Source organism: Echinicola strongylocentroti (assembly GCF_003260975.1).
Classification (GTDB): Bacteria; Bacteroidota; Bacteroidia; order Cytophagales; family Cyclobacteriaceae; genus Echinicola; species Echinicola strongylocentroti.
The window spans coordinates 5,825,284-5,850,205 of record NZ_CP030041.1; the positions used below are offsets into that span (position 1 = coordinate 5,825,284).

Here is a 24,922-nt window from a genome sequence, read left to right on the forward strand (position 1 = left end):
ATGATCAAGGTATTTTATTCATTGGTAATTGGTGTTTTGATGCTGGGATGGAGCCAACATGGCTATGCCCAAAAAAGACAATACCTGTTACATACTGCCGATAATATAGAACGGTTAAAGACCCAAGTAGAAAATGACGATAAAATAGCTGATGCTTGGGAGGATCAGTTGCGCAAGGCCGAGCAAGTGGTAAAATCTGATCGGCAAAGTGCCTCAGATTGCCAGGTTTTGGCTTTGGCTTACCGCATGACAGGTAGGGAGGCATTTGCCGAAAAGATCCGGGAAATTTTATTGGCCAATATCGACAAGGATACGTGGGAAAGCCAAGGGCTCCTCAACAGAACACCCTCTTGGAAAGGAGGCTTAAGGACTTCCCATACTTCGTTTTTTTTATCGCTCGGGTTTGATGCAGCTTATGAACATCTATCGGAGGACGATAAACAAAAAATAGCAAAGGGTATCGTGAGGCTTGGCATCAAGCCACAGATGGAGAATTGGCTGGATCCAGAAACCAGCTTTCATACCTTCGATACCATGGGACACAATTGGTGGAGTGCTTGCGTATACATGGCAGGACTATCGGCCATTGCCGTTCGCAACGAAATTCCTGAGGCAGAAAGATGGATAGAAGAAATCGCTGGTACTGCCGGCGAGTGGATTGGGTATTCAGGAAGTGTGCTGCAAAATAAGATCCCGACTTTTGACCAAGACGGTGGCTTTTATGAGAGCATAAACTACGCTGCTTATGGTGTTTCCCAGTACTTACTTTTTCGTTATGCCCTAGAGCAGGCCATGCCTTCTATGGAGCAGGAGGACTTTCCCATTTTGGAAAAAGTCGTTGATTTTTTTATCCATACGACCTATTACGTAGAGGGTGATCTTCCACTATCCGTGAATTTTGGCGATACCAATGTGCACCGAAATGGCAACTCCTGTGTGGTACTTTTGTATAACTTGGGCTACCGGGATGATCGGTATACTTGGTACCTCAATCAGGTGAACAAAGGCAGTGATAAAGAAGGACTGGAGGTGAACTCACCCAACGGACTGATCCTATACCCTGACCTTCCAACGTTGGAGGGTGATTACACACCAGATTTGGCGCACTCGCATTTGTACAAAGAGATGGACTGGGCCACAATGCGGAATTCCTGGGAAAATGACGCCACTATGCTGGCTGTAAAATCAGGTTTTAGCTGGAACCATGCCCATGCAGACGCAGGATCATTTATCCTCTTTCATCAAGGAAAAAATTTGATTATTGATTCAGGAAATTCGTCCTATGGCAATCCCTTGTACACCACATATTATTGTCAAAGTGAAGCGCACAATGTCATTTTATGGGATGGTAAAGGGCAGGATAGAAAAGACCCCTACTTCGGTACGGTGAATCATGGAGATTTACATCACCTCATCGACGGAGACCACTACAAATACCTTTTGGCTGATGCATCGGGACCATATGCCCACTTGTTGAGAAGAAATTACCGTAGTTTTCTTTGGGTCGGGGATGTGATACTGGTGATCGATGACCTGCTGGCACATCAGCCCGGAAAATTTGAATGGCTATTGCATTACAATGGTGTGTCCAAAAGAAGTGGAAAGGATTTGTCCATCAAGGAAGGTGATGCGGAAGTCTTGGTTCGTCCGTTGTTTCCAGAGACTTTTCCTGATGCTGGCCTGCCACATGACTTTCCCGAGCAGATGAGGCTTGAGGAAAAAATGGGGTACAAAGACCATGAACCAGAAAATAAAGTGCCTTATTGGTCCATCAGTCATTTTGAAGAATCCGCACGTACCAAGTTTGTGAATGCTATTGTCTTGAAAGAAGATGGCCAGCCTGTACCGGAAGTAGAGCCGTTTGAAGGAAAGGACTTCTTGGGTGTTAGGATTACCCAAGGAGGGGAGGTCACAGAAGTATATTTTAATCTGCTGGCCGATGGTCGCTTGAAACACCGTAACAGTGTCATCAACATGAACGGTTGGGAAACCGACGCCTACCTGACCGCATTGACCTTTGATGTCGGAAGTGACCGTACAACAAGCGAAAATGTCAAAAAGCTATTTGTCGGTCACGGCAGCTATTTGCGAAGAGATGGACAAGTAATGGTGCATTCCCTGTCCAAATTGTACGGGGAATTTGGGTTTGATGATGATGGAAAAGCCTATATCGATGGGCAAGCAGGGGCAAAAGTCAGCATGAACGGATCGTCTTTTGAGCGTTTTCAAGTAAATGGACAGTCCGTAAACCATTCAGTGGATGAAGAGAGTGGGCTGTTTACATTTCGCCTGTCCGATAAATAAAGAATGATTGCCAATAAAGATGAAACTATAAGAAATATGATGTTAGAAAGTAGGACCATAACAATTGCATTGCTTTCTGGGCTTTTGGTGCTGGGAGCATGCAACGGTCAAAAGCAAAATAATGAACAGGAAACTGTAAAAAAGGAGGGGTTCAATGTGGACGCTCAGCTGGACTATTGTTTGGCACAAGCGGAGAAAACACTGCAAATGATACCTGAGGACTCTGTTTTTCCACGTACTATCAATAAAGGAGAAACAGCTTGGCGGTATGTTCCTGTAGAGGATTGGACCAGTGGGTTTTGGCCGGGTACCCTCTGGTATCTGTATGAATACGCCCAGACAGACCAATGGAAGGCTGCTGCTGATAAATATACCCGCTTCTTGACCCCCTTGTCCCAACGTCCACCGCTGGACCATGACATAGGTTTTCAGGTTTATTGCAGTTTTGGCAACGGATATAGGCTGACAGGAGAACCTGACTATAAGCAAGCTATCCTAGGTGCAGCCGAGCAACTGACCACGCTGTACAATCCAAATGTTGGCACCATTTTGAGTTGGCCGCGGGATGTTCCCAATATGGAATGGCCCCAACATAATACCATCATGGACAATATGATGAACTTGGAGCTGCTGCTATGGAGTGCCGATAACGGTGGCAAGGAAAAATATGAGTCAATAGCCATAGACCATGCCCAGACCACTATGGAGCATCATTTTAGGGAGGATTATTCTTCTTACCACGTAGTAGTGTACGATCGTGAGAGCGGAGACAAAATCAAAGGCGTGACCCATCAAGGGTATTCGGACAGTACCATGTGGGCAAGAGGACAATCTTGGGCTATATATGGATATACCATGGTCTATAGGGAAACCAAGGATCCCGAGTACCTTGAATTCGCAGAAAAGGTCACTGATGTCTATCTGTCCCAGTTGCCTGAGGATTTGATACCGTATTGGGATTTTTCGGCACCTGACATCCCCAATGCTCCGCGGGATGCATCGGCTGCCGCTGTGACTGCCTCTGCACTTCTGGAGCTTGGCAGTTATGTCGGTGGTGAAAAGGGGGCAAAATACCAGGATTTGGCTGAAAAAATGCTTCAAGAACTTTCTTCCGATCGCTATCAGAGCGGGGAAAAGAATTCCGCTTTCTTGTTGCATTCCACAGGTCACTATCCCGCAGGATCTGAGATAGATGCCTCTATCAATTACGCTGACTATTATTACGTGGAAGGCTTGATCAGACTGAAAAAACTGAAGGAAGGAAAGGACATATTAAGTTAAACCCGGTTTATGCATTAGCAATTGTAATAGACAGGCTAATGCATATTCTAGGTAAAATACCAAGTTACAATTAATCGATAATGAATAAACTGTATTGATCATATGACCAAGAAACTGTTTTTGGGAGCTATAGTGGCCTCTTTGGGAGGCTTGCTGTTTGGCTTTGATACCGCCGTGATTTCAGGCGCCGAACAATCCATCAAGGATGTATTCCATCTGGAAGGATTTGCCCATGGTTTTACCAATGCCATTGCATTGATAGGGACCATTTTTGGGGCCATGTTTGCAGGAAAGCCAGGAGATGCATTTGGAAGAAGGAATACATTGGTCGTGTTAGCGGTATTTTATGCCGTATCTGCCTTGGGCTGTGCTTATTCTTCCTCTTGGGAGGGATTTCTCTTTTACCGTTTTCTTGGTGGCTTAGGAGTAGGTGCTTCCTCGGTACTCGGCCCCATGTACATTTCAGAAATCGCTCCTGCCCAATATCGAGGCAGGCTGGTAGGACTCTTTCAGTTCAATATCGTTTTCGGGATCCTTTTGGCTTTTTTCTCCAACTACATCATCAATAACCTAATTGATCAGGAAGCTTGGAGATGGATGCTTGGTGTGGAAGCATTGCCAGCAGCATTGTTTTTGGTGTTGCTCTTTACGATTCCACAGAGCCCTAGGTGGTTGGTGAAGATGGGGAGAGAAGATGAGGCTTTGCAGGTACTTCAGAAATTGGGAACGCTAAATCCTACCCAAACCTTTACTGAAATCAAAGACTCTCTCTATAAAGACCAGGCTAGCAAAAAGGTAAGGCTGTTCAGTAAGCAATACAGTTATCCATTATTATTGGCATTTCTCTTGGCCACCTTCAACCAGTTTTCCGGGATTAATGCGATCATGTATTATGCGCCAAGGATCTTCGGGATGACAGGGCTGGCAGAGGATACCGCTTTATTGCAGGCCATTGCCATTGGTCTTACCAATATGGTTTTTACCGTCATCGCGATGTCTGTCATAGATAAGATCGGCAGAAAAAAATTATTGATTATCGGTTCGGTGGGGATGATTGTCAGCTTAGGATTGACGGCTTATTCATTCCATGTTCAGAATTTTTCTGGATATGGTGTGTTGATTTACCTTATCGGTTTTATTGCCAGTTTTGCCTTTTCCCAAGGCGCGGTCATTTGGGTATTTATTTCTGAAATATTTCCCAATGCGGTCAGGGCAAGTGGTCAAGCATTTGGGACATTTGTCCATTGGTTTTGGGCTGCGGTAATGACTTGGACTTTCCCTGTGGTGGCAGAAATGGAAAATGGAGGCGCCATCGCTTTTGGATTCTTTTTCTTCGCCATGGTCCTTCATCTATGGTTTGCTGTAAAGATGCTTCCGGAGACCAAAGGAAAATCCCTCGAACAACTCCAAAAAGAACTGATCAGATAGCTCGCTTTTTGATCAGTTCTGCTAGCCTGTTTTTGAAAAAGGTAAAACATTTTAGCTGTAGCTTGGGATTTGGTTTATCTAATGTAGAAGGAGGGAAATATTGTACTGGTAATAAAGGTGATCAATGACGAATTTTGGTAAAAACCAAGTAATAAACTCAACATGAACCCAGATGGCTATGCCATCAAAAGTAACTAATCGTGAGAAAAGGAAATTTAATGTTTTTACAAAACCTGCTAGTCCTGATGTTGCTATGCGCTGGAGCCTTTGGGCAGTCCAGCGTCCATAACGGTAAAGAGCATCCACGCCTATATGCTGGGAAAGCTGAACGAGAAGAAATTTTACAAAAAATAAAAAGCCAAGAATGGGCCAATGAAAGTTGGGAAAAACTACTTGGTGAAATAGCTCCCTATGTAGAGCGACATCAGTCCGACCCTGAATGGATCACTTCTAGGCTGGCCATGTATTGGGAGGAAGGTGAGCGCTATACCCAATGTTATATCAAAGGGCAAGACTGGGACTATGGTGAAGGAAATGCGCCAGTACCTACTGTACGACTCCCAGGAATGCGGAAATGGAATGACTTTCAAAATGTTCCCTTGAAAGACCGCATTCCGTACAATGAGAGTGGTGATATGCTGGGCGTGAGCAGGTCTTCCGGTGACAAGACGCCCGTATTGGTGCCCTACAAGGAGAGTGGCCATATGATCCGTAACAATAATAAGGAAATCCTCCAACTGGCCGAAAAATCTGCATTTGCCTACTACCTGACCAAAGAGGAAAAGTACGCTAAGTTTTCTGCTGATATTCTCTGGACTTGGCTATTGGGGACTTACTATATGAAGCCACCATTGGATCCGGAAGAATCTACTGGAGGTCTAGGGGGCTATGCTCCCGGCGGGATCATGGGCTACTATGACTATGAAGTGATCCATGATGACCGGCAAGTGCCAGCGGCTACCACATACGACTTTGTCCATGATTATATGTTGGCAAATCCTCATGAACACCTGTCCCAACTGGACATGAACGTGACGGACCTGGCAGGTGATGTCTTCAAGCGATTTATCGAGATAGGACTGGTCAGAGGCGGGGCGAAGGGCAACTGGAATGTCAATCGCTATAGACATGTGCTGATAAGTATGTTAGTCCTTGAGGAGGATGAGTATTACAATGATGGGAAAGGAATGGAGCATTATATTCCCTATTACACTGAGATATCTACAGCGTTTCATGCACCTCTCCCTAAGATCCTGGAGAATTACAATAAAGAGACAGGCCTTTGGCCAGAATCTCCCGGCTATGCTTCAGGCATGATAGGAGCATTGCTGGAAATGGCCTTGCCCCTTTACCAAGCAGGAATCAATACGCTAGGAGAAAACCCCATGATCCAAAAAGCTGCCATGGCCAATTTAGGTTGGCTGGATGCCAGGGGAAACTTGGTGGTGTTTGGAGATATGCGGGGAGGCCCCTTAAACTACGAGGTTTTTGAACGATTACTGACCTATTATACTTGGGAAGGAATCACTGATGAGGCCAAAAAAGTAGCCACTGTCATCAACAAGGGAATAGCCTCGGATCAGTATGACAGGTCCGAAGTGGATTGGAGAAGGATTATTCTCAACCAACCGATCAATACTACAGAAAACACCCTGCCTTACCATCGTGCTGCATATTCTCCATTTCATCGGCACATGATTATGCGAAATGGAAATGACGATGAAAACGGCATGATGTTTACCCTATATGGCGGCATGCATGGAAGTCACTTATCTTCGAATGGCCTGGCTTGGCAGTTTTACGGAAATGGTTATGCACTGGCACCTGACGGAGCTGCATACGAATCATATTGGACACCGGACATGGGCTACTATAGTGGACCTGTAGCCAGTAATACCATTGTGCAGGGATATTCCAAAGGAGAGATCACCGTTAATGCCATGGACCCAATGGTACCGAGCGGACAATTTTACAATGAAAGTGTGACCTCGGAATTTTGTTCATTTGCTGATGTCTCGGCAGATGAGAAGCGAAGATTAATTGCGATGATCAGAACTTCTCCTACTTCTGGATACTACCTGGATATTTTCAGGTCAGACCTAGCAGAGAATGATTACATCCATCATAATTTGGGTAACCGTATGACCCTAAGTGATACTGGTGATACCCCGATTACGTTGGAAAACAGCAGTATAGAAAATCCTCCCCACGAAGCTTACTCCTTTTTTGAAAATACAAGAAAAGCGCGGTATGCTGATGATTTCAAAGCCACCTGGACCATCGATTCCGTTGCTCCGGCGTTGAACGTGGACATGTGGATGATGGGGCAAGAAGGCAGGGAACTGTTCGTAATGGATGCTCCACCGACTACCCTCCGTCCGGATGTAACTCCCGGCCAAGTCAACAAAGCTCCCCAAAAAACACCCACTTTACTGGTAAGGCAAAAAGGAAACAACGCTTCAGAAAGTCCATTTGTAGCTGTTTTTGAAACATATAAAAAAGGGGAGAATTCATTGAAGGCAGTTTCTACGATCCAGAGCACTGATCGGTTTGTAGCTTTAGAGGTAGGCTCTGATAACACCAGACAACTGATACACAATGCGATAGATAAGGAGGTTTATGAAACCCCAGCAGGAAGTGTTTTTCAAGGTATCTTTGGCGTAGTATCGTTAAAAAATGATGAATTGACCTACCTTTATTTGGGCAAAGGAGGCCAGATAGGGTATGGAGGATACCATCTAGCAGCCATTGAAGGAGAAGTAAGTGCCTCCTTGACAATAGAAAATGGAATAGTAGCTTATTCGGCCGATAAGCCTGTCATGATTAAGCTGCCAGGTGGGGATAAAAAGGAATTTTCGGCAGGTAAGAACATTAGAATACATCCAAGCAAGTAAGTATAAGTAAAATGAACAATAGGTATTTACACATCGTCATGGTGCTTTTTTTGGGAGGGATGATGGCATCTTTTACCCAAAAAACTCCTCCCAAACGGCCCAATTTTCTATTCGTGGTAGGGGATGATCAGTCTCCATTCGACTTGCAGGTGTATGATGGCAAGTCGGTATTGGAAACTCCACATATCAGCCAACTTGCCAGTTCGGGGATGGTATTCGAAAGTGCCCGCCATATGGGATCCATGAACGGTGCGGTGTGTACTCCCTCGCGTCATATGATCATGACGGGAAGAACACTTTGGCACCTTCCTCCCAGTGCGGAATTCCAAAAGCAGACTGACCCTCATCCATTGGACGAGCAGAGTCTTCCGGCTGTTTTCAATAAAGCTGGATATAAAACGATGAGGACCTGTAAGAAGGGAAATTCCTACCCAGGAGCCAATCGGCAATTTACGGTAATAGAGGATGCTACCAAACGGGGAGGTACTGAGGAGACAGGTAGCGCTTGGCATTCCAAGCAAGTGTTGGCGTACTTGGAAGATCGTGAAGCGAATAGGGAAGAAGATCCTTTTTTAATTTATTTTGGGTTTTCCCATCCACATGATACACGGGACGGCACGCCCGAGCTATTGGATAAGTATGGCGCTGTCAACCATAGGGATAAAAACAGCCTTCCACCGGCCAATCCAAAGCAACCGCCCCTGCAAGAAAACTATTTGATCGAGCATCCTTTTTTTCATGGACATCCGGAGCTTAGAGATGAAGAACGTGTAAGCGGCGTATGGAAAAATCGGGATGAGCAAACGGTCAGAAATGAGCTGGGACGGGAATATGCCTGCTCAGAGAATATTGACGACCAATTGGGAAAGGTCCTCCAAAAGCTTGAAAAAATGGGGGAGCTGGACAATACCTACATTATTTATACCTCTGACCATGGTATGTCCATAGGAAGGCATGGACTGATGGGCAAACAAAACCTGTACGAGCACACATGGAGAGTGCCGTTCATAGTGAAGGGGCCGGGTATCCAGCCTGGTCGCCGTGTGGAAGGGAATATCTATTTATTGGATGTGCTCCCGACTTTATGTGATTTGGCAGGAATAGCCATTCCTGAAACTGTAGAAGGAGCTAGTTTTAAGCCAGTCCTTATGGGGCAAAAGGAAACCATAAGGGAAGTCCAGTACGGGGTGTATTGTGGTGGTACCAAGCCCGGCATGCGGACAGTAAGAAAGGGAGACTGGAAACTCATAAAATACGATGTGATGGATGGAGAAGTGAGGGAAACACAGCTTTTCAACCTGGCCGAAAACCCACATGAATTTCTTCCGGAACATCAAAGGGCTGCCAAAATGGAAACTAACTTGGCCACCCATCCGGAGTACTCAGATAAGCTTCAAGAAATGGAAGCCCTTCTGCTGGAAGAAATGGTGAAGCACGATGACCCTTACCGACTTTGGAACCAAGAATAGAAATAATGAAAAATATCAATACCACCTTGTTGTTAATCCTGGCCGTGTTGGCCTTTTCCTGTGAACAGAAGAAGGAAAGGGCAAGCCAGCCCAATATTGTTGTTATTCTGTGTGATGATTTGGGCTACGGGGATTTGGGGGCTTATGGCCATCCAGTGATCCAAACGCCCAACTTGGACGATATGGCGGCCAAGGGAATACAGTTCACCAACTTTTATTCGGCAGCTCCTGTATGTTCACCATCCAGGGTGGGATTGCTGACCGGTAGGAGCCCAAACAGGGCCGGTATTTATGATTTTATAATTGGGGGAAGTAGAAAACGACCCAATAACCGGGACTTGGTCCATCTACAAGCTGATGAGGAAACCATTCCCGCAAGGCTAAAATCTGCAGGATATGCCACTTGTCTATCCGGAAAATGGCACTGTAGCTCATTGTTCAACCAACCAGCCAAACAGCCTACCCCTGACCATTTTGGGTTCGACCACTGGTTTGCTACCCATAATAATGCTGCACCAAGTCATGAAAATCCCAATAATTTTGTCAGAAATGGTCAGGATGTCGGCGAGATAGAAGGGTTCAGTTGTCAGATAGTGGTGGATGAAGCATTGAGTTGGCTTCAGGGGCAGTCGGAAGACAAGCCTTTCTATTTGCAGGTTACCTTTCATGAGCCTCATGAGCCTATTGCTTCTCCGCAGGACTTGGTGGAGAAGTACCTTCCTACTGCCGAAAACCAACACCAAGCCGAGTACTTTGCCAATGTCGAAAACATGGATTTGGCAGTTGGGAAATTGATGGCTTATTTGGAAGAAAACCATGGTGAAAATACCCTCATTGTCTTTACTTCAGACAATGGCCCAGAGACGCTGAACAGGTATGCTCGTGCCAAGCATTCCTATGGTTCTCCAGGAGAACTAAAAGGCATGAAGTTATGGACAAATGAGGCAGGTTTTAGGGTTCCGGGTATTATGTACTGGATGGGAGAGTCCATTTATCAAGGCACTTCTGATGCGGTGGTGTCATCATTGGACTTTATGCCTACATTCTGTGAATTGGCCGGTGTCGAGGTGCCTGAAAATACATTGGATGGCCAATCTTTCCTGCCTGTACTGGAAGCGGGTACAATGGAGGAGCGTGATAAGCCGCTGTTATGGAGTTTCTATAATGCGCTCAACGACCACATGGTGGCGATGAGGAAAGGAGACTGGAAAATTCTGGCACGCCTAAAAATGGAAGAGGGCTATCTGCCCAAAACACTGAACCTTTATCCCGGAAATGAAGATTCCGTAAAAAATGCCAAGTTGGTGGATTTTCAACTGTATGACCTCAGTAAAGACAAAGGAGAGGGGACGGACTTATCCACTGAGCATCAAGAGAAATTAGCGGAGATGAAGCAATCGCTGGAGAAAGAGTATAAAGCATTATTGGAAGGCAGCCATATTTGGGAGCGGGATTCTGAATAATCAATAGCAATAATAAAGTGGAACATAAAATAGGAAGTGTTATGAGTAAATCGGTTTTATGGATAGTCCTTTCGGGCATGGTGTTTTTTGCATGCACCAAAGGTGAAGAGAAGACCGTCCAGCTAACAGATGATTTGACGGTGAAGGCGTCTTTACAGTATAGTGATGATTTTGCCGAAGGTATAGCAAACTGGAAAGCGGAGCAAGGCGAAGGTGGTGAAGTGTACCACAATAATGGAAAACTTGAAATAAATGATAAAAGTGGTTGTACCGTTTGGTTTAAAGAGAAACTGGAAGGTCCGGTCATGATCGAATACGATGCCTATGTCATCGAAGACGGAGGAGAATATGATCGTGTTTCTGACTTGAACTGCTTCTGGATGGCTACTGACGGTGAAAACCCAGACAACCTTTTTGCCAAGTCAGATTTTAGAAAGGGTAGTTTTCCTAATTATGACAGCCTCCATCTTTATTATGTGGGAATGGGGGGACATCACAATACAAAAACAAGATTTAGGAGGTACACGGGCAATGGTGAAAAACCGCTCTTACCTGAGCATGACCTCAGTGCCCCAGAGTACCTCATCACACCAAATACCGTAAAGCATATTCGGTTAGTGGCTTTTGATAATGTTATCCAATATTATCGAAATGATACATTGATCTATGATTATCGCGACCCAAATCCCTATACGGAAGGGCATTTTGGCATCCGAACAGTCCATAATCACATGACCGTAGACAATTTTAAAGTTTACCAGCTCAGTGAAGTAGAAAAATAGCATAGCTTAAGCAATAAGCCCGTCTCTCGTTAACCTAGTTATTAAAATGAAGATTTCAGGATTCCATTATCTGAATTTACTGATAGTATTTACTTTCCTACAGCAGGCAGTTGTGGCTAATCCGTTGGGGTTTTCTGACGAACGGGTGAAAGAAATATACGTCTCTCCACTAGGTGATGATGATGGTGCAGGGACGAAAAATGATCCTTTTGCCACATTTGACAGGGCATTGCGGGAAACCAAAGCATACGCGGGAAAGCAAGCCGTGACAGTGTGGTTCTCTGAGGGAACGTACTATTTGGAAGAAACTATCAGGATAGGAAGTGAATATTCCGGGACGGATTCAAATCCCGTGACTTTTGCCGCCTCTCCCGGAGCAAAGGTCACTATAAAAGGATCCCAGCGTCTGGACAATTTACAATGGGCAGCCTATAAAGAGGGGATTTATGTGACGTCTATTCCATCTGATCTAGAAGAGGTGGACCAGTTATTTGTGAATGGAAACAGGCAAGTGCGAGCGCGCTTTCCCAATTACGATGATCAAAATCCCCTGCGAGGTGGCGAAGGATACATTCAGGTGACTGGCGGTATGAATGAACGCTATGATGAATGGTTTTCCTATGATCCCGAAACATTTACAGAAAAGGAATGGGCACATCCGGAAACAGGGATTGTCCATGCCTTTCAAAGCCACAACTGGGGGAATATGCAGTATGCCATTAAGGAAGTAGATAGGAGTTCCAATAAAGTTTATTTGGGAGAGGGAGGATGGCAGCTCCAGAGAAAATATGGAATAGGAGGAAAAGGGAGCAAGTCTTCTTGGTATTTTATTGAGAATATTTTTGAAGAGCTGGACGATCCGGGAGAATGGTATGTAGACCATGAAGAAAACCTACTTTATTACTACCCTCCAGCTGGGGTAAATCTCTCCGAAGCCATGGTGGAAGTTCCGGTGGTGAATGACCTTATCCAGCTGATGGGTAGCCCATCCTCGCCGGTAAGGCATATTCAATTCAAAGGATTCCGGTTTACCCAATCCAATTACACGTTCATGGATGAATACGAGCCGCTTGCTAGGGGAGATTGGGCCATACACAGGGGAGGAGCAGTGTTTATGGAAGGAGCAGAGCACTGTTTGGTAGAGGACTGTGCGTTTGAATACCTAGGAGGAAATGGGGTGTTCATGAGTGCTTACAATAGAGAGAATGTAGTAAGAGGGTGTCAATTTGTCCACTTGGGAGAGAGTGCGGTGTGTTTCGTAGGGGATCCTTCATCGGTTCGCTTCTATCAGACTTGGGATGATAGTGAGCTACTCGGTAAGGACTGGGTCAAGATGCGTGAGGGGATGGATATGGAGCCAGGCCCTAAGACTCCCGACTATCCAAAAAACTGTGTCGTAGAAAATTCCATCATGCATGACTTTGGTGATGTGGGCAAGCAAGTGGCAGGAATCTATATTTCCATGAGTTTTAAGATCAGGGCATCACATAATACGATCTATAACTGTCCCAGGGCCGGTATCTGTATTAATGACGGTACTTGGGGTGGCCACATCATAGAGCACAGTGATATTTGGGAAACAGTCCGGGAAACTGGAGAGCATGGCCCTTTTAATTCCTGGGGAAGAGAGCGCCAGTGGCGGGGCTCCCGCGGAAAAGATGATCAATTTCTCAAAGAACTCACGAAGCTCGATGCGTTGGAGAATGTAATCGTTCGGAATAACAGGATCGCCAATTACCGTAAATCGATTAGTGCCGGTAACTGGACAATAGACTTGGATGATGGATCCAGTTATTTTGAGATATATAATAACCTTAATTTGGGCTCTACCATTAAGCTTCGGGATGGCATGGCCAGAAAGGTTTATAACAATATCACAGTAAGTGCTGTGCCACTGGGATGGCACGTATGGCCAAAAGAATCTGAAGATGAAATCTACCAAAACATTTTTGTGATAGCCGGTGCTATCCCTGGCAATGAGCAACCTACCCGTAATTTTATCCGGCCGGTGGGGTTACCTTCCGACACTAAGTGGAGTGAGCATTATGACCGAAATTTATACTGGAATTATAATTTTCCTGTGGATTTTTTAGTCACCGAAAGCAAGGATATGAAGGCTTGGTTAGCAGAAGGATATGACAAAAACTCCCTTGTTGCGGATCCGCAGTTTGTAGATCCGCTCAATGGCAACTACCAGGTAAGTGAGGATTCTCCTGCGTTGGCGCTTGGTTTTGAAAATTTCCCTATGGATAAATTTGGGCATCAGATGACCCGGATAGTTCCTTTTGGGGGCGAGTTTGAAGAGGATATAAAAGTGGAGCTAAAGAAGGACTTGCGAGCAAAAGATGGAGGCAAAGTGTATTTTACCCTTGACGGATCCGCCCCGACCATTCATTCCTTGGAATATAATGGTGAATTCATCTTGGATAAAAACACTACCGTAAGGGCGCAGACTTTTGATGCCAATGGCTTACCTGTTGGTTTCGAAATGAAAGCAGATTTTGAAAAAGTGGAAAAAGTTATTTATCCGAGCTGGTTACAAACCTTATTGGCCGGAAAATACCAAGGTGATGTAGTAGCTGCCGACCAAGCATTGGTAAAAGAGGTAGCTGGAGCCACACTGGTGAATATAAAAGATGATCCGGATTTGATTGATGCCACAGGCGGCTACGATTATGGTTGCTATATCAGGTCACTAGATGAGGACAAAGGCGCCATGTGGGGCGATGCAGGGCTAGAGCAAGACTGGGTCATACAACAAGTAAATGGCGTTACTGTCCGAAATATCACCTCCCTGGAAAGGGAATTGGCAAAATACCATAATCAGGACGTGGAAGTAACGGCAGCAAGAGATTATAGTACAAGTACGTTTACCGTAAAAGTACCATAAACGTCAATTGTGCTATCATCTAAATATTAACCCCGGTTGATGCATATTTCAGGTTAAAGAAGAAAATAGGAAATAGTAATCTCGACCAATATGATGAAAAATATACGAAATAGAGCGTTGTGGACATTTTTTGCCTTTATGATTGCATTTTATGGGTATTCCCAATCCAAGGAAAATATAGGTTCCCCTGATTTTTCTGATTGGTCAGGTATCCAAGATGTGGAAGGTGGCATAGCAACGATCCAAAATGCCCAAGCTATTTCTTATACCTATGCCCATCAAAACCGGGTTTATTTCCCTGATATACAGCGTAATTACTTTGGGGATGCCGCCGATTGGACTGCCTTTTCGGGATTGGCCTTTGACCTATATTTGGGATCTACTTCCCTCACTGAAGTTACGGCGGTGTTAAAGGTGGACTCCCTCGACTATAAAGAACTAAACCCTGTGAGTACCGCAAAAGTGAATGTGCTGGGAGAAGGTTGGCACAAGGTCTATATCCCGTGGGACATGTTTGATATTGATGCGGGACAACGGTTGGGGACGCTCTATGCCATTAAGCACGTAAGCTTGTCAGTGAATTCGAATGATAGGACCACACACCAGATCCGGAATGTAACGGTCCAAAAAGGAAGAGCCACTTATCTGGAAGGAGGCATCCAAGGTAAATCAGCCAAGGCCGGAGAAAAAGCGATCTATCGATTTGAAGTGGGCAATTCAACCGACCTGCCGCAGGCAGTCACGCTACGCATCGAGACCATGGGCTGGGAATCCATGAAAGCCAAGTTATCCAACAACATAATTGAGTTGGCTCCGGGAGAAAGCAAAGAAATGGAGCTGAGCGTTTATATTCCAGACCATCTGCCTGAGGGAATCCGGGAAAAGCAAGTGATCAAAGCCATTGCCAATGGAATGGGCGAATCCGAAGCGACACTCACCTTTACCACGGCTGTTCAGCTGCCTTTTCCCAATATTGTTTTTACACCTGATAAGTGGCAGGATGTGAAGGACAAGGTAGCTAACTATGAGTGGGCCAAGGAAGGTTTGGCAGCGTATGAAGAAAAAGCCCAACAATGGAAAGTACCTAAAGGAAATGACTTTTCTGATGTGGAAGGATCCTTGTTGGGGAAGTCGGTTTTCAATACGGACGGAAAAGAGATTTTGGACTGTGCCATTGCTTATCAACTTACAGGAAAAGAGGAATATGCTGCCAAATGCTTGGCGGTGCTACGACGGCTGACCGATCCAGAAATTGGGTATCCCGCCACCTTGGTAGGTGGTGGAAACTCCTTTGTGGCGGAGGGGAAATTTTGGCAATCTATTGGTCGGACATATGACCTTATCCGAGGCAGTGAACTTCTCACGCCAAGGGACAGGGAATTGACCGATGAGACATTCAGGCTTTTTGTGAACCAGACCATTAAGGGAAATAGGCGTGGAGCAATCAGCAATTGGAACATGGCCGAAATTACCGCAGCCCTTTACTGTGCGCTTAATCTCCAAGATTGGCACCTCATTGAGCAATTGCTGGAATCTCCTACTGGGGTGTATAAGCACATCGAGCATGGGATAATGAATGATGGCTGGTGGTACGAGTGTGCCGTCGGGTATAATACTTGGGTAGCCACAGAGCTGTCCGAAATAGCCATTGCCCTGGAGCCTTGGGGGATCAACCTTAAGGACCGACAGTTTCCCATAGGAACCACCAAGCACTTTAGCCTACTAGCCAGCAGAAGAGAAGGAGGCTTGATGGGCATGCAGTTTGAAAAATGGGGCAAAATCGAGCGAAACAGTGTAGGCATCAAGGCGATGTGGGATGCGACCGTCCAATTCCTGGATTATAGAGGAGTGATATTGGCCGTTAATGATGCCGTGGAATCTCAGGTGGCGGGCAAGCCGTACGAATTGGCTTATTACCTATACCGAGATCCTGAATATGCAGCTGTGATCAATAGGGGAGACCAGAGGGACTTACTGTATGGGGTGCCCGATTTGCCGGAAGTAACTTCTGAGCAAATGAAAAAGTCCACCTATGCCGACAATATGGGAATCGTCCAATTAAGGTCACAAACCAAAGGACGGGAACAACGAGAACAGCTCCAAGCATCGCTTCATTATGGATCGCATGGTGGCTACCATGGGCATTTTGATAGGACCAGCCTTGTGAACATGGCCAGGTACGGGCGGAGTTTTTATGGTACCCTGGCTTACTGGTTTCGTTACCAAAGCTACTTGTACAAATTCTGGAAACAAACCTCCATAAATAAAAACATGGTGGTGGTAGATGAGAAAATGCAATTGCCTGTAGAGAATTTCAGGACGTTGTTTCATGCTGGTGAAATGATGCAGGCCACCGCGGTGGAAACCAATTCAAAATGGAGCTATGCACCCTATGGCGGGATCCATTATAAAGCGGACCAAACTTTTGCAGAGAAAGTATGGGAAGAAGGACGGTCCATTACGATCCCAGAAAATGCCCCGGAATATGGTGCCGTTACGGGATATACCGAACCTGTGATGCAGCGAAGGACGATGTTGGTCATGGATGATTATGTGGTGTTGGCTGATTACCTGGAAGGAGAAAAAGAACACCAGTTTGATTGGATGCTGCAGGTGAAAGGTTTTAAAGGAATCTACGCCGATAAGGTGAAATATTCGCACCATACCTTTCAAATGAATACCGATCCACTTGGAAGTGCCCAGTTTATCACGGATTGTGATTGGTATATCACCGAAGGCACCACCAAAACCCAGTACGAAATGTGCTTCGGTGAAGGTTGCGACAATAGGGGAGTTCGACTGCCAAACAGGGCCGACGGCCCATTGAAAATAGATGTTTATAATGCTTGGCCCAGAAAAAACGAAGTGATGATCGGGACATCTACCGAGTCGGTAGGGGTAAATAAAAAGCTATGGTACACCATTTCGGCAGATGGCGAAGAGGTGGTCAATGATAGTACAGGAGCGTGGATTTTGGGAAGTAAGACTATCGCCCTGGATATTGCTGGCAAAAAGCAATTGGAACTGGCATCAAAAACCGAAAGTCGGGTGAACAACAACACCCTGTTTTGGGGAAATGCAAAAGTCATTTTGAGTGATAGTTCAGAAGTTTTTCTTTCTACCCTTCCCCTTACCTACGAAAACATCTTAATTCCTGACGAAAAGGGCAAAGACTATTACGGCGGCCCTGTCAAAATCCAAGGTGAACAGATGGATATGTCCACCCCGGCCATGCCGGAAGACACCAAGGAATGGGGGAAAGTAAAGGTGGATTTGAGCGGTTTGGATGTGGTGAGGTTGGAAGCTAAGGTAGGTGGTGATTTTCCACTGGGCGACGAGACTTCCAGGTTAAAGAATATGGCGGTAAGAAGCCATGGCAAAAAGGCCAGGTACTTGGCCGTACTGGAGCCCTACGAAAACGAATCCATGGTCAAAGAGGTCATTGCCAAAAATGAAAATGAATTGGTGGTAAAACTTCTCGATGGCCGCGAACAACACATTACGTTGTCGGGAATGGAAGAAGGTAATGTCTCGGTAGCAGTCGAGGAATACAAGAACGGAAAACTTATACGGCAAGAAAAAACCAAATAAGGAATGTCAATAAGAAAATTAATAGGGATAGTGAAAGTCATGTTTTTGATCGTGTTGACTTCTTGTGGAGATGAGGCCAAGAAAGTGACCGTATATCCAGCTCCTGATGGAGTGGCACTGTCTGAGGACTATAATGTAACCGTAGACGGGCAGTCGGTGCCGGTTTACAAGACCAAGATTCCACCGGACAAGCCCATACCACGACTGAACCACTCCCGTTCGGAATATGGCTATGCTTCTTTGGCATCTTTTGATATGGCAGAGGAAGCAGTGGAGCTTAGTATAACTTATCCAGTAGCGATCGAGGAGGCAAAAGTCCTGCCTTCATCCTTAGGCATAACACCCCGGATCGAGGGAGACAGGCTGGTATTTAATGTTACCAAACCCGGTAACCTGACCATAGAAATAAATGGTGATTGGCACGAGTCCTTGCATGTCTTTGTGAATCCGATGGAGACCGATGTTCCCGATCCGGATGACCCAAATGTGATCTATTTTGGCTCCGGCCTCCACGAAGTAAGCCATGTCAATGTAAAGGACAGTACCACCGTGTATTTGGCCGGAGGAGCTTATTTAAAGTGTTTATCCGATCCTGAGGAAGAGGACATAGACAGGCTGATTGGGCATAATAAAACACCGCCGACATTTTTGCTGGAAGGTAAGGGTATTACCCTACGGGGAAGGGGCATTATTGACCAATCGGCTATTCACAAAAAGGAAAGACGCTATACCATTTTCTCCCAATATTCCGATAATGTGAAGTTGGAAGGGGTGACCATACTGGATCCGAGCCACTGGACAGTGCCGATTCAAGCCTCAGGAAATATTCATGTAGACAATCTTAAAATCATAGGTTGGCGGGACAATTCCGACGGTGTCGATATTTCCAACAGTCGGGATGTGCTGGTAGAAAACTGTTTTATGAGGACGCTCGATGATGCAGTAGTGATCAAGTCCTTTGAGGGAAAAGGTGAAGTACGGAATATCCATACCCGTAAATGTGTGGTATGGAACGAACTGGCCCATTCTTTTAGCATTGGTGCGGAAGTTCAGGAAGATGTAAGTGATGTGCTTTTTGAAGATTGTGATGTCATCCATGATGTGGGACGAGAGACGGCCTTACGTGTGTATCATTGTGACGATGCACTTATTAGTGATGTTACTTTTGAAAATATCCGGGTAGAAGAAGCCCGCAGGTTAATTTCTTGCTGGATAGGAAAAACACGATGGACCGAATCCGAAGAGCGTGGAAATATCAGAAATGTTACGTTCAAAGACATTAAAGCTATCTCCGCACCCATTGATACCACATTGACCGGTTTTCAGGATGGGCCAGACTGGAAGCCGTACATTATTCGGGATCATGCGAGTATGGAATTGACAGGCTTTGATAAAAACCATACCATTGAAGGAGTGATTTTCGATAATGTGCAGTTGGATGGGGAGATAGTAAGTGCCGATCAGGTAACGATAAATGAATTCGTAAAAGATGTAGCATTCCATTAAAATGGGATTTTCTGATTATATAGTAAAAGGTTTTAATTTTAGATTCAATATATGCGAACGATAAAAAATACATTGACCGTCCTGTTCTTTTGTTTATGGAGCAGCGGGTATTCACAAGAGCTTGTCGGCTCCTTGGACGAATTACTTCCGTATTTGTCCCAAGATGGAGCAGAGGTAACGATAGCACCAGGCACTTATACCATAACAGCAGCAGATATTGCCGAAGGACGCTACCAAGGCATTACCACTATCCGGAAGCACAAAGGCTATGCATTATTGCTTTTTGAAGGGAATAACAGCACTTATGATTTTACAGATGTCACCATTAATGTGGAGACGGCTGGTTTCAGTGATTACGGGGATTTTGATGAGTTTTACGAAGTACAGGTGACAGGCAATGACAACATCATAAAAAACCTTACGCTGACTGACGTAGGATCAGTCCATGATTACCCCAAAAGAAGAGCTTGCAATATCGTCATGGACGGCGCCAATAACAGGATTGAAGGTTTTCATGTCACCACACGGGGATCATTTCCTTATGGTTATGGAGAGTCCTTTGGCAAGGGAGGAAATAATGTGATCGGGCATTATAAACATTCGGCTCTTTTGGTAAGGGGATATAAAAACCATGTGAAAAATTGTAGCATCATCCATCGGTCTTATGGTCATGCCATCTTTATGCAAGCGGCGGACAAGCCGCTGATAGAGGGCTGCTATGTGGAAGGCCAGATGCGGTCTACAGATGATATGCTGGAAGAAGAAGGTACGGGGTCAGAAGCGGATAAGGTGGATTTTATGACCTATTTTGATTATAAGCTTCCTCAAGGCTATATGCTCAGCCTCGGCGAAGAGGGCATACGTGCTTATAATGGCGGAGAAACTATCATAGATGGTGTAGAATATGTCCGTGGTACTTCTAATCCCACCATCCTAAACTGTACAGTAAAAAACATGCGAGCTGGCGTGACCCTCACCCACGCTACAGGTACCAAGTATGTAGAAGGTTGTGTGGTAATTGGTTGTGAGCGTGGGTATTGTATAGGATCTGGCGATATAGTGGATTGCTATGCGGACACACAGTATGGGCCAGCCTTGGGCGTAGACTATGCCACCGATCATGGAACGAATGCCGAAATAACGCTTTTGCCTTATGACGGCCCTTCCTATAATGGGAGTAAGCATGCTGCTATCATCATTGGGCATGACCACTATATTACTTTGAAGGGAGAAGTGCCGGATGCTGACCAAGATTTAAAAATCAACGTTGGTGGAGATAATCGCACCATTGGACTATTAAAAAAGGATGAAAATTATCCTGCTTCCAATATTGTCCTTCACAATTTGACCGGTTATCCCGTGGTAATGGACGATAACAGTAAAGGCTGTACGGGGATTTCTGTCGGTAGCGTAACAGATCAAGGAAGGAACAACCATGTGTTTGAAAAATGATCATAGAGCTAGTTTTGCCCATTTACAAGGGGCTAGGCTGTTAATGAAAAAGATATGAAAAAGTATTGTATTTGGTTTCTTTTATTAATTCTTACTATTTCATGTGGCCCAGAAAAAGAGCATAAAAAAAATGTTCTGCTCATTTGTATTGATGATTTGCGTCCAGAATTAAATTCCTTCGGAGCCACCTATATTAAATCTCCACATATCGATAAGTTGGCTGCAGATGGACGTGCTTTTCATAGGCATTTTGTAAACGCTCCAAGTTGTGGCCCTTCTAGGTATACCTTATTGACAGGTCAATATGGACTCCAGTACCGCCGACATTATAACCAACCACTATTTTCGAGGGCGGCAGAATTTCAGAAGGATGCTGTTTTGGGCGATGCTAGTATGCCAGCGTGGTTTCGGCAAAATGGTTATACAACCGTTTCTGTAGGAAAGGTCTCTCATCACCCAGGAGGTAGAGGTGGGGAAAATTGGGATAATGATTCCATACCGGAAATGCCCAGTGCATGGGACAGACACTTGATGCCGGTAGGAGATTGGAAGACACCTCGTGGAGCCATGCATGGACTTGCTTATGGAAAAGTGAGGGAACCCAATCAAAGAGATGTGATAGAATCGGTAGACGGAGGAGACGATAGCTATCCTGATGGGCTTATCGCAGAGGAAGGCTTAAGACAACTCGAAGACCTGGCCGCAGCCGATAAGCCATTCTTTTTAGCTATCGGTCTTATTAAACCTCATCTCCCTTTTGGAGTGCCTAAAGAGTATTTGGATTACTATGAGGGTGTGGACATACCACCTATTCCTCATCCTGAAAAACCAAATGGAAAAACCACTTGGCATGGTTCCAAGGAATTTATGAATTACAATCGCTGGGGAAAAGATCCTAGAAAAGATGCTGAGTTTGCCATGACTTTAAAAAAATATTATGCGGCCTGTGTGAGTTATGCCGACAAGCATGTGGGAGACATTCTGGATAAATTAAAAGAAACTGGGCAAGACCAAAACACCATTGTAGTAGTATGGGGAGATCATGGTTGGCATTTGGGTGAACATGCAATCTGGGGTAAGCACAGTTTATTCGAAGAGTCGCTGCATTCTCCTTTGATTATTTTTGATCCTGCGATGTCCCAAAAAGGAAAATCCACCAATGCGCTTGTAGAGACGTTGGATGTTTTTCCAACACTTTGTGATTTGACACAGATCGGAAAGCCTGAATATTTACAAGGTATATCCCTTTTACCTTTCATGAAAGACCCGAGCTCAAAGGGACATTCTGCTCTGGCATATTCATCAGGCGCTACTACTATCAGGACAGATCGGTACAGGTTTACGCAAGATGCAAGCGGAAATATGGAATTATATGACCATATGGCTGATGAATACGAAATCCAAAATGTCGCTATGGAAAACCCTGTAATGGTGGAGAAATTGAAAAAACTTATCATAGATAAGGCAGGAGAAATTGCTTTTGTTTGGGATCCATAAATGGACATTCAACGATTTGAAGCTGATCATTACAATTATAAAACCTAATAATAAGCATGACCAATAAATACTTATTCAGCTTACTATTCATATCCTTCGGTTGGTTGACGGCACCCCATCAGGCAAATGGACAGGTAAAAACGGAGATAGACTGGCCAGAGTTCATGTCTCAGCATGACTTGGTTTGGGAGGATATTCCATTACAGTGGGCCGAAGGAGCATTTGTTGGGAACGGGCAACTTGGTATGATGATGTATGCCAAGATGGACGAGAACCGATTCAACTTCCATGTGGGAAGGCAAGATGTGACAGACCACAGAAGGGCACCTGATAAAAAAACATCCATGGGAGTAGAAGGGGCTAATTTGTTGGACTTTTCAAGGCTGGATATTGGCAAAATGGTGTTGCACCCAGCGGGTGAAATTCAAACGGCTCACATCCGTCAGGATTTATACAATGCCGAGGTTCGCGGTACTATTTTTACGGATAGGGGAGAGATTAAATTCCGTGCCTTCACCCCACATGATAGAATGGTTCAGGTTATTGAAGTCAGTTCCACAGAACAAAAAGAGGGTAAGGAACTTCCGTTTTCTTGGGAATGGATGCCTGGAAATCCTTCTTGTCCAAGGGCGCTACTTATGCCGGACCGATATGAGGATACGTATAAAATGAACCCCTATAAACCTGAGATCAGTTCACTGGACGGAGCGTCAGTTTGTGTCCAGCGGCTGGAAGCAGGAGGCGACTATGCCACCGCCTGGAAGGAGGTAAGGTCCGGAGATGGGCGACAGGCGACCGTCTATATTGCTACGGCCAATGAAGTCCCTGAATCTAATAAATCAGCAGGGGTAGCTGTTAGCGATGTGAAGGAAGCAGCCGAATTAGGGGTCGAAGCACTGGAAGTGGCTCATCAGAAATGGTGGCATACCTATTTCCAAAAGTCATTTCTTAGCTTCCCTGACACGAGAATGGAATCCTTTTACTGGATCCAATTGTATAAAATGGCCACTTGCTCTCGTGCAGATGGCCCAGCCCTTGATTTGTTGGGGCCGTTTTTTAAAAACACCTCCTGGCCTGGATTGTGGTGGAACCTTAATGTCCAACTCACCTATTGGCCGTTCAATGCCAGCAACCATCAGGATATTGCTATCAACTATATCAAATTGATCGATGATCACTTTGATTACCAGATCAAGCATAAGTCAGGAAAAAACCTAGGGGATTTTGCCTGGGCCACTCATAATTACTGGTTGTATTTTAACTATCAAGGGGATGACCAATCCATCTTGGAAAAGTGGGTACCCAAAGGGATGGCCATTGCCAAAAAATATGAAGAAAAGCTAGCTCGAAACTCAGAAGGCCAATTAGAATTGACTCCTATGGGTTCTCCTGAATACATGGGATTTAAGTCCTTCAAAAACACCAATTATAACCTGGCCATACTACGTTGGTTGCTCAATGCCCTTATAGAGGCCAATGAAAAAGCCGATCAATACCCCGAAAAGGTAGCGCATTGGAAAAGTATTTTGGCAGATCTGATTCCTTTTCCAGTAGATGAAAATGGGCTGATGATAGGAAGTGACCAAGCAGTGGATATGTCTCACCGTCACTATTCCCACTTGTTGGCATTGTATCCGCTGTTCCAACTAAACCCAAACTCTCCAGCGGATCGTGACTTGGTGGTAAAGTCTGTTTTACACTGGCACAATATAGATAATGGGTCAGGTTTGGCCGGTTATTCTTTTACGGGGGCTTCATCACTTTATGCTGCATTGGGTATGGGAGATGAGGCGGTAGCGGTAATGCAGGATTTTTTGGATGCCAATATTGGTAAGGCCCATTTTCTGCCCAATACATTTTATATGGAGGGCACCAACCCTGTCATAGAAACGCCATTGAGCGGTGCTGCTGCCATAATGGAGTACAGTCTCCAAAGCTGGGGAAATAAAATCCGGGTTTTTCCTGCCATACCAAAAGATTGGAAAAACGCATCATTCAAAGATTTATTGGCCCAAGGAGGTTTTGAAGTAAGTGCATCACTTGAAAATGGCCAGGTCCAATGGGTACGGATCAAGAGTTTGGCAGGGAAACCATGCAAGCTGGTCGTGCCTGGCTGGGAAAATGCCGTTACGGTGGGCATGGACAATGAGGTGAATATTACTAAAACGGAACAAGGAGAATTTTCAATTGAGCTTGGTAAAAATGACACGGTGGTGTTGAGCCCTGCTGTATTGGAAAGCATACCCTCTATAATGCCAGTAGCACACCCTGATGACGAGACGAACTATTTTGGAGTGAAAAAAGGCCGAAAAAGAAAGCCGCTATTGGAAGCGCCTATCTTAGAATATAGTGAACAAAATTGACC

The 24,922-nt window shown here is 45.1% G+C and carries 13 protein-coding genes; all 13 read left to right on the forward strand.

Annotated elements, in window-relative coordinates; all coding sequences use genetic code 11:
- The gene (locus DN752_RS22945) at nucleotides 1-2,304 is read left to right on the forward strand and encodes a heparinase II/III domain-containing protein (RefSeq protein WP_162633333.1); all 2,304 of its coding nucleotides are present in this window, start codon (nucleotides 1-3) and stop codon (nucleotides 2,302-2,304) included.
- 36 nt (nucleotides 2,305-2,340) lie between these two features.
- Nucleotides 2,341-3,585, forward strand: coding sequence for a glycoside hydrolase family 88 protein (locus tag DN752_RS22950; RefSeq protein ID WP_245949379.1), 1,245 nt, complete (start codon nucleotides 2,341-2,343; stop codon nucleotides 3,583-3,585).
- 102 nt (nucleotides 3,586-3,687) lie between these two features.
- Nucleotides 3,688-5,013 (forward strand): sugar porter family MFS transporter, encoded by a 1,326-nt coding sequence (locus tag DN752_RS22955; RefSeq protein ID WP_112786142.1) that lies wholly within the window; start codon nucleotides 3,688-3,690, stop codon nucleotides 5,011-5,013.
- A gap of 200 nt (nucleotides 5,014-5,213) precedes the next feature.
- Nucleotides 5,214-7,907, forward strand: coding sequence for a hypothetical protein (locus DN752_RS22960; RefSeq protein ID WP_162633334.1), 2,694 nt, complete (start codon nucleotides 5,214-5,216; stop codon nucleotides 7,905-7,907).
- Between the two features lie 11 nt (nucleotides 7,908-7,918).
- Nucleotides 7,919-9,376 carry a sulfatase-like hydrolase/transferase gene (locus tag DN752_RS22965; protein WP_112786144.1) on the forward strand — a complete coding sequence of 486 codons (1,458 nt, stop codon included), beginning with the start codon at nucleotides 7,919-7,921 and terminating at the stop codon, nucleotides 9,374-9,376.
- Nucleotides 9,377-9,381: 5 nt separating this feature from the next.
- A complete protein-coding gene (locus tag DN752_RS22970) occupies nucleotides 9,382-10,839 on the forward strand; it encodes a sulfatase-like hydrolase/transferase (RefSeq protein ID WP_112786145.1) in 1,458 nt (485 codons plus the stop codon).
- 41 nt (nucleotides 10,840-10,880) lie between these two features.
- The gene (locus DN752_RS22975) at nucleotides 10,881-11,621 is read left to right on the forward strand and encodes a DUF6250 domain-containing protein (protein ID WP_162633335.1); all 741 of its coding nucleotides are present in this window, start codon (nucleotides 10,881-10,883) and stop codon (nucleotides 11,619-11,621) included.
- A 46-nt stretch (nucleotides 11,622-11,667) separates the two neighbouring features.
- Complete coding sequence (locus DN752_RS22980) at nucleotides 11,668-14,511, forward strand: right-handed parallel beta-helix repeat-containing protein (protein ID WP_112786147.1); 2,844 nt, start codon at nucleotides 11,668-11,670, stop codon at nucleotides 14,509-14,511.
- A gap of 90 nt (nucleotides 14,512-14,601) precedes the next feature.
- Nucleotides 14,602-18,102 carry a COG1470 family protein gene (locus DN752_RS22985; protein ID WP_162633336.1) on the forward strand — a complete coding sequence of 1,167 codons (3,501 nt, stop codon included), beginning with the start codon at nucleotides 14,602-14,604 and terminating at the stop codon, nucleotides 18,100-18,102.
- 3 nt (nucleotides 18,103-18,105) lie between these two features.
- On the forward strand, nucleotides 18,106-19,608 hold the full coding sequence (locus DN752_RS22990; RefSeq protein WP_112786149.1) for a glycosyl hydrolase family 28 protein: 1,503 nt from the start codon (nucleotides 18,106-18,108) through the stop codon (nucleotides 19,606-19,608).
- Nucleotides 19,609-19,659: 51 nt separating this feature from the next.
- Entirely contained in the window at nucleotides 19,660-21,060 is a 1,401-nt protein-coding gene (locus DN752_RS22995) for a right-handed parallel beta-helix repeat-containing protein (protein WP_112786150.1), read from the forward strand.
- Nucleotides 21,061-21,114: 54 nt separating this feature from the next.
- Nucleotides 21,115-22,557: a sulfatase gene (locus tag DN752_RS23000; RefSeq protein ID WP_112786151.1), complete on the forward strand. Its 1,443-nt coding sequence runs from the start codon at nucleotides 21,115-21,117 to the stop codon at nucleotides 22,555-22,557.
- A gap of 56 nt (nucleotides 22,558-22,613) precedes the next feature.
- Entirely contained in the window at nucleotides 22,614-24,920 is a 2,307-nt protein-coding gene (locus tag DN752_RS23005; RefSeq protein ID WP_112786152.1) for a glycosyl hydrolase family 95 catalytic domain-containing protein, read from the forward strand.
- Nucleotides 24,921-24,922 lie beyond the last annotated feature (2 nt).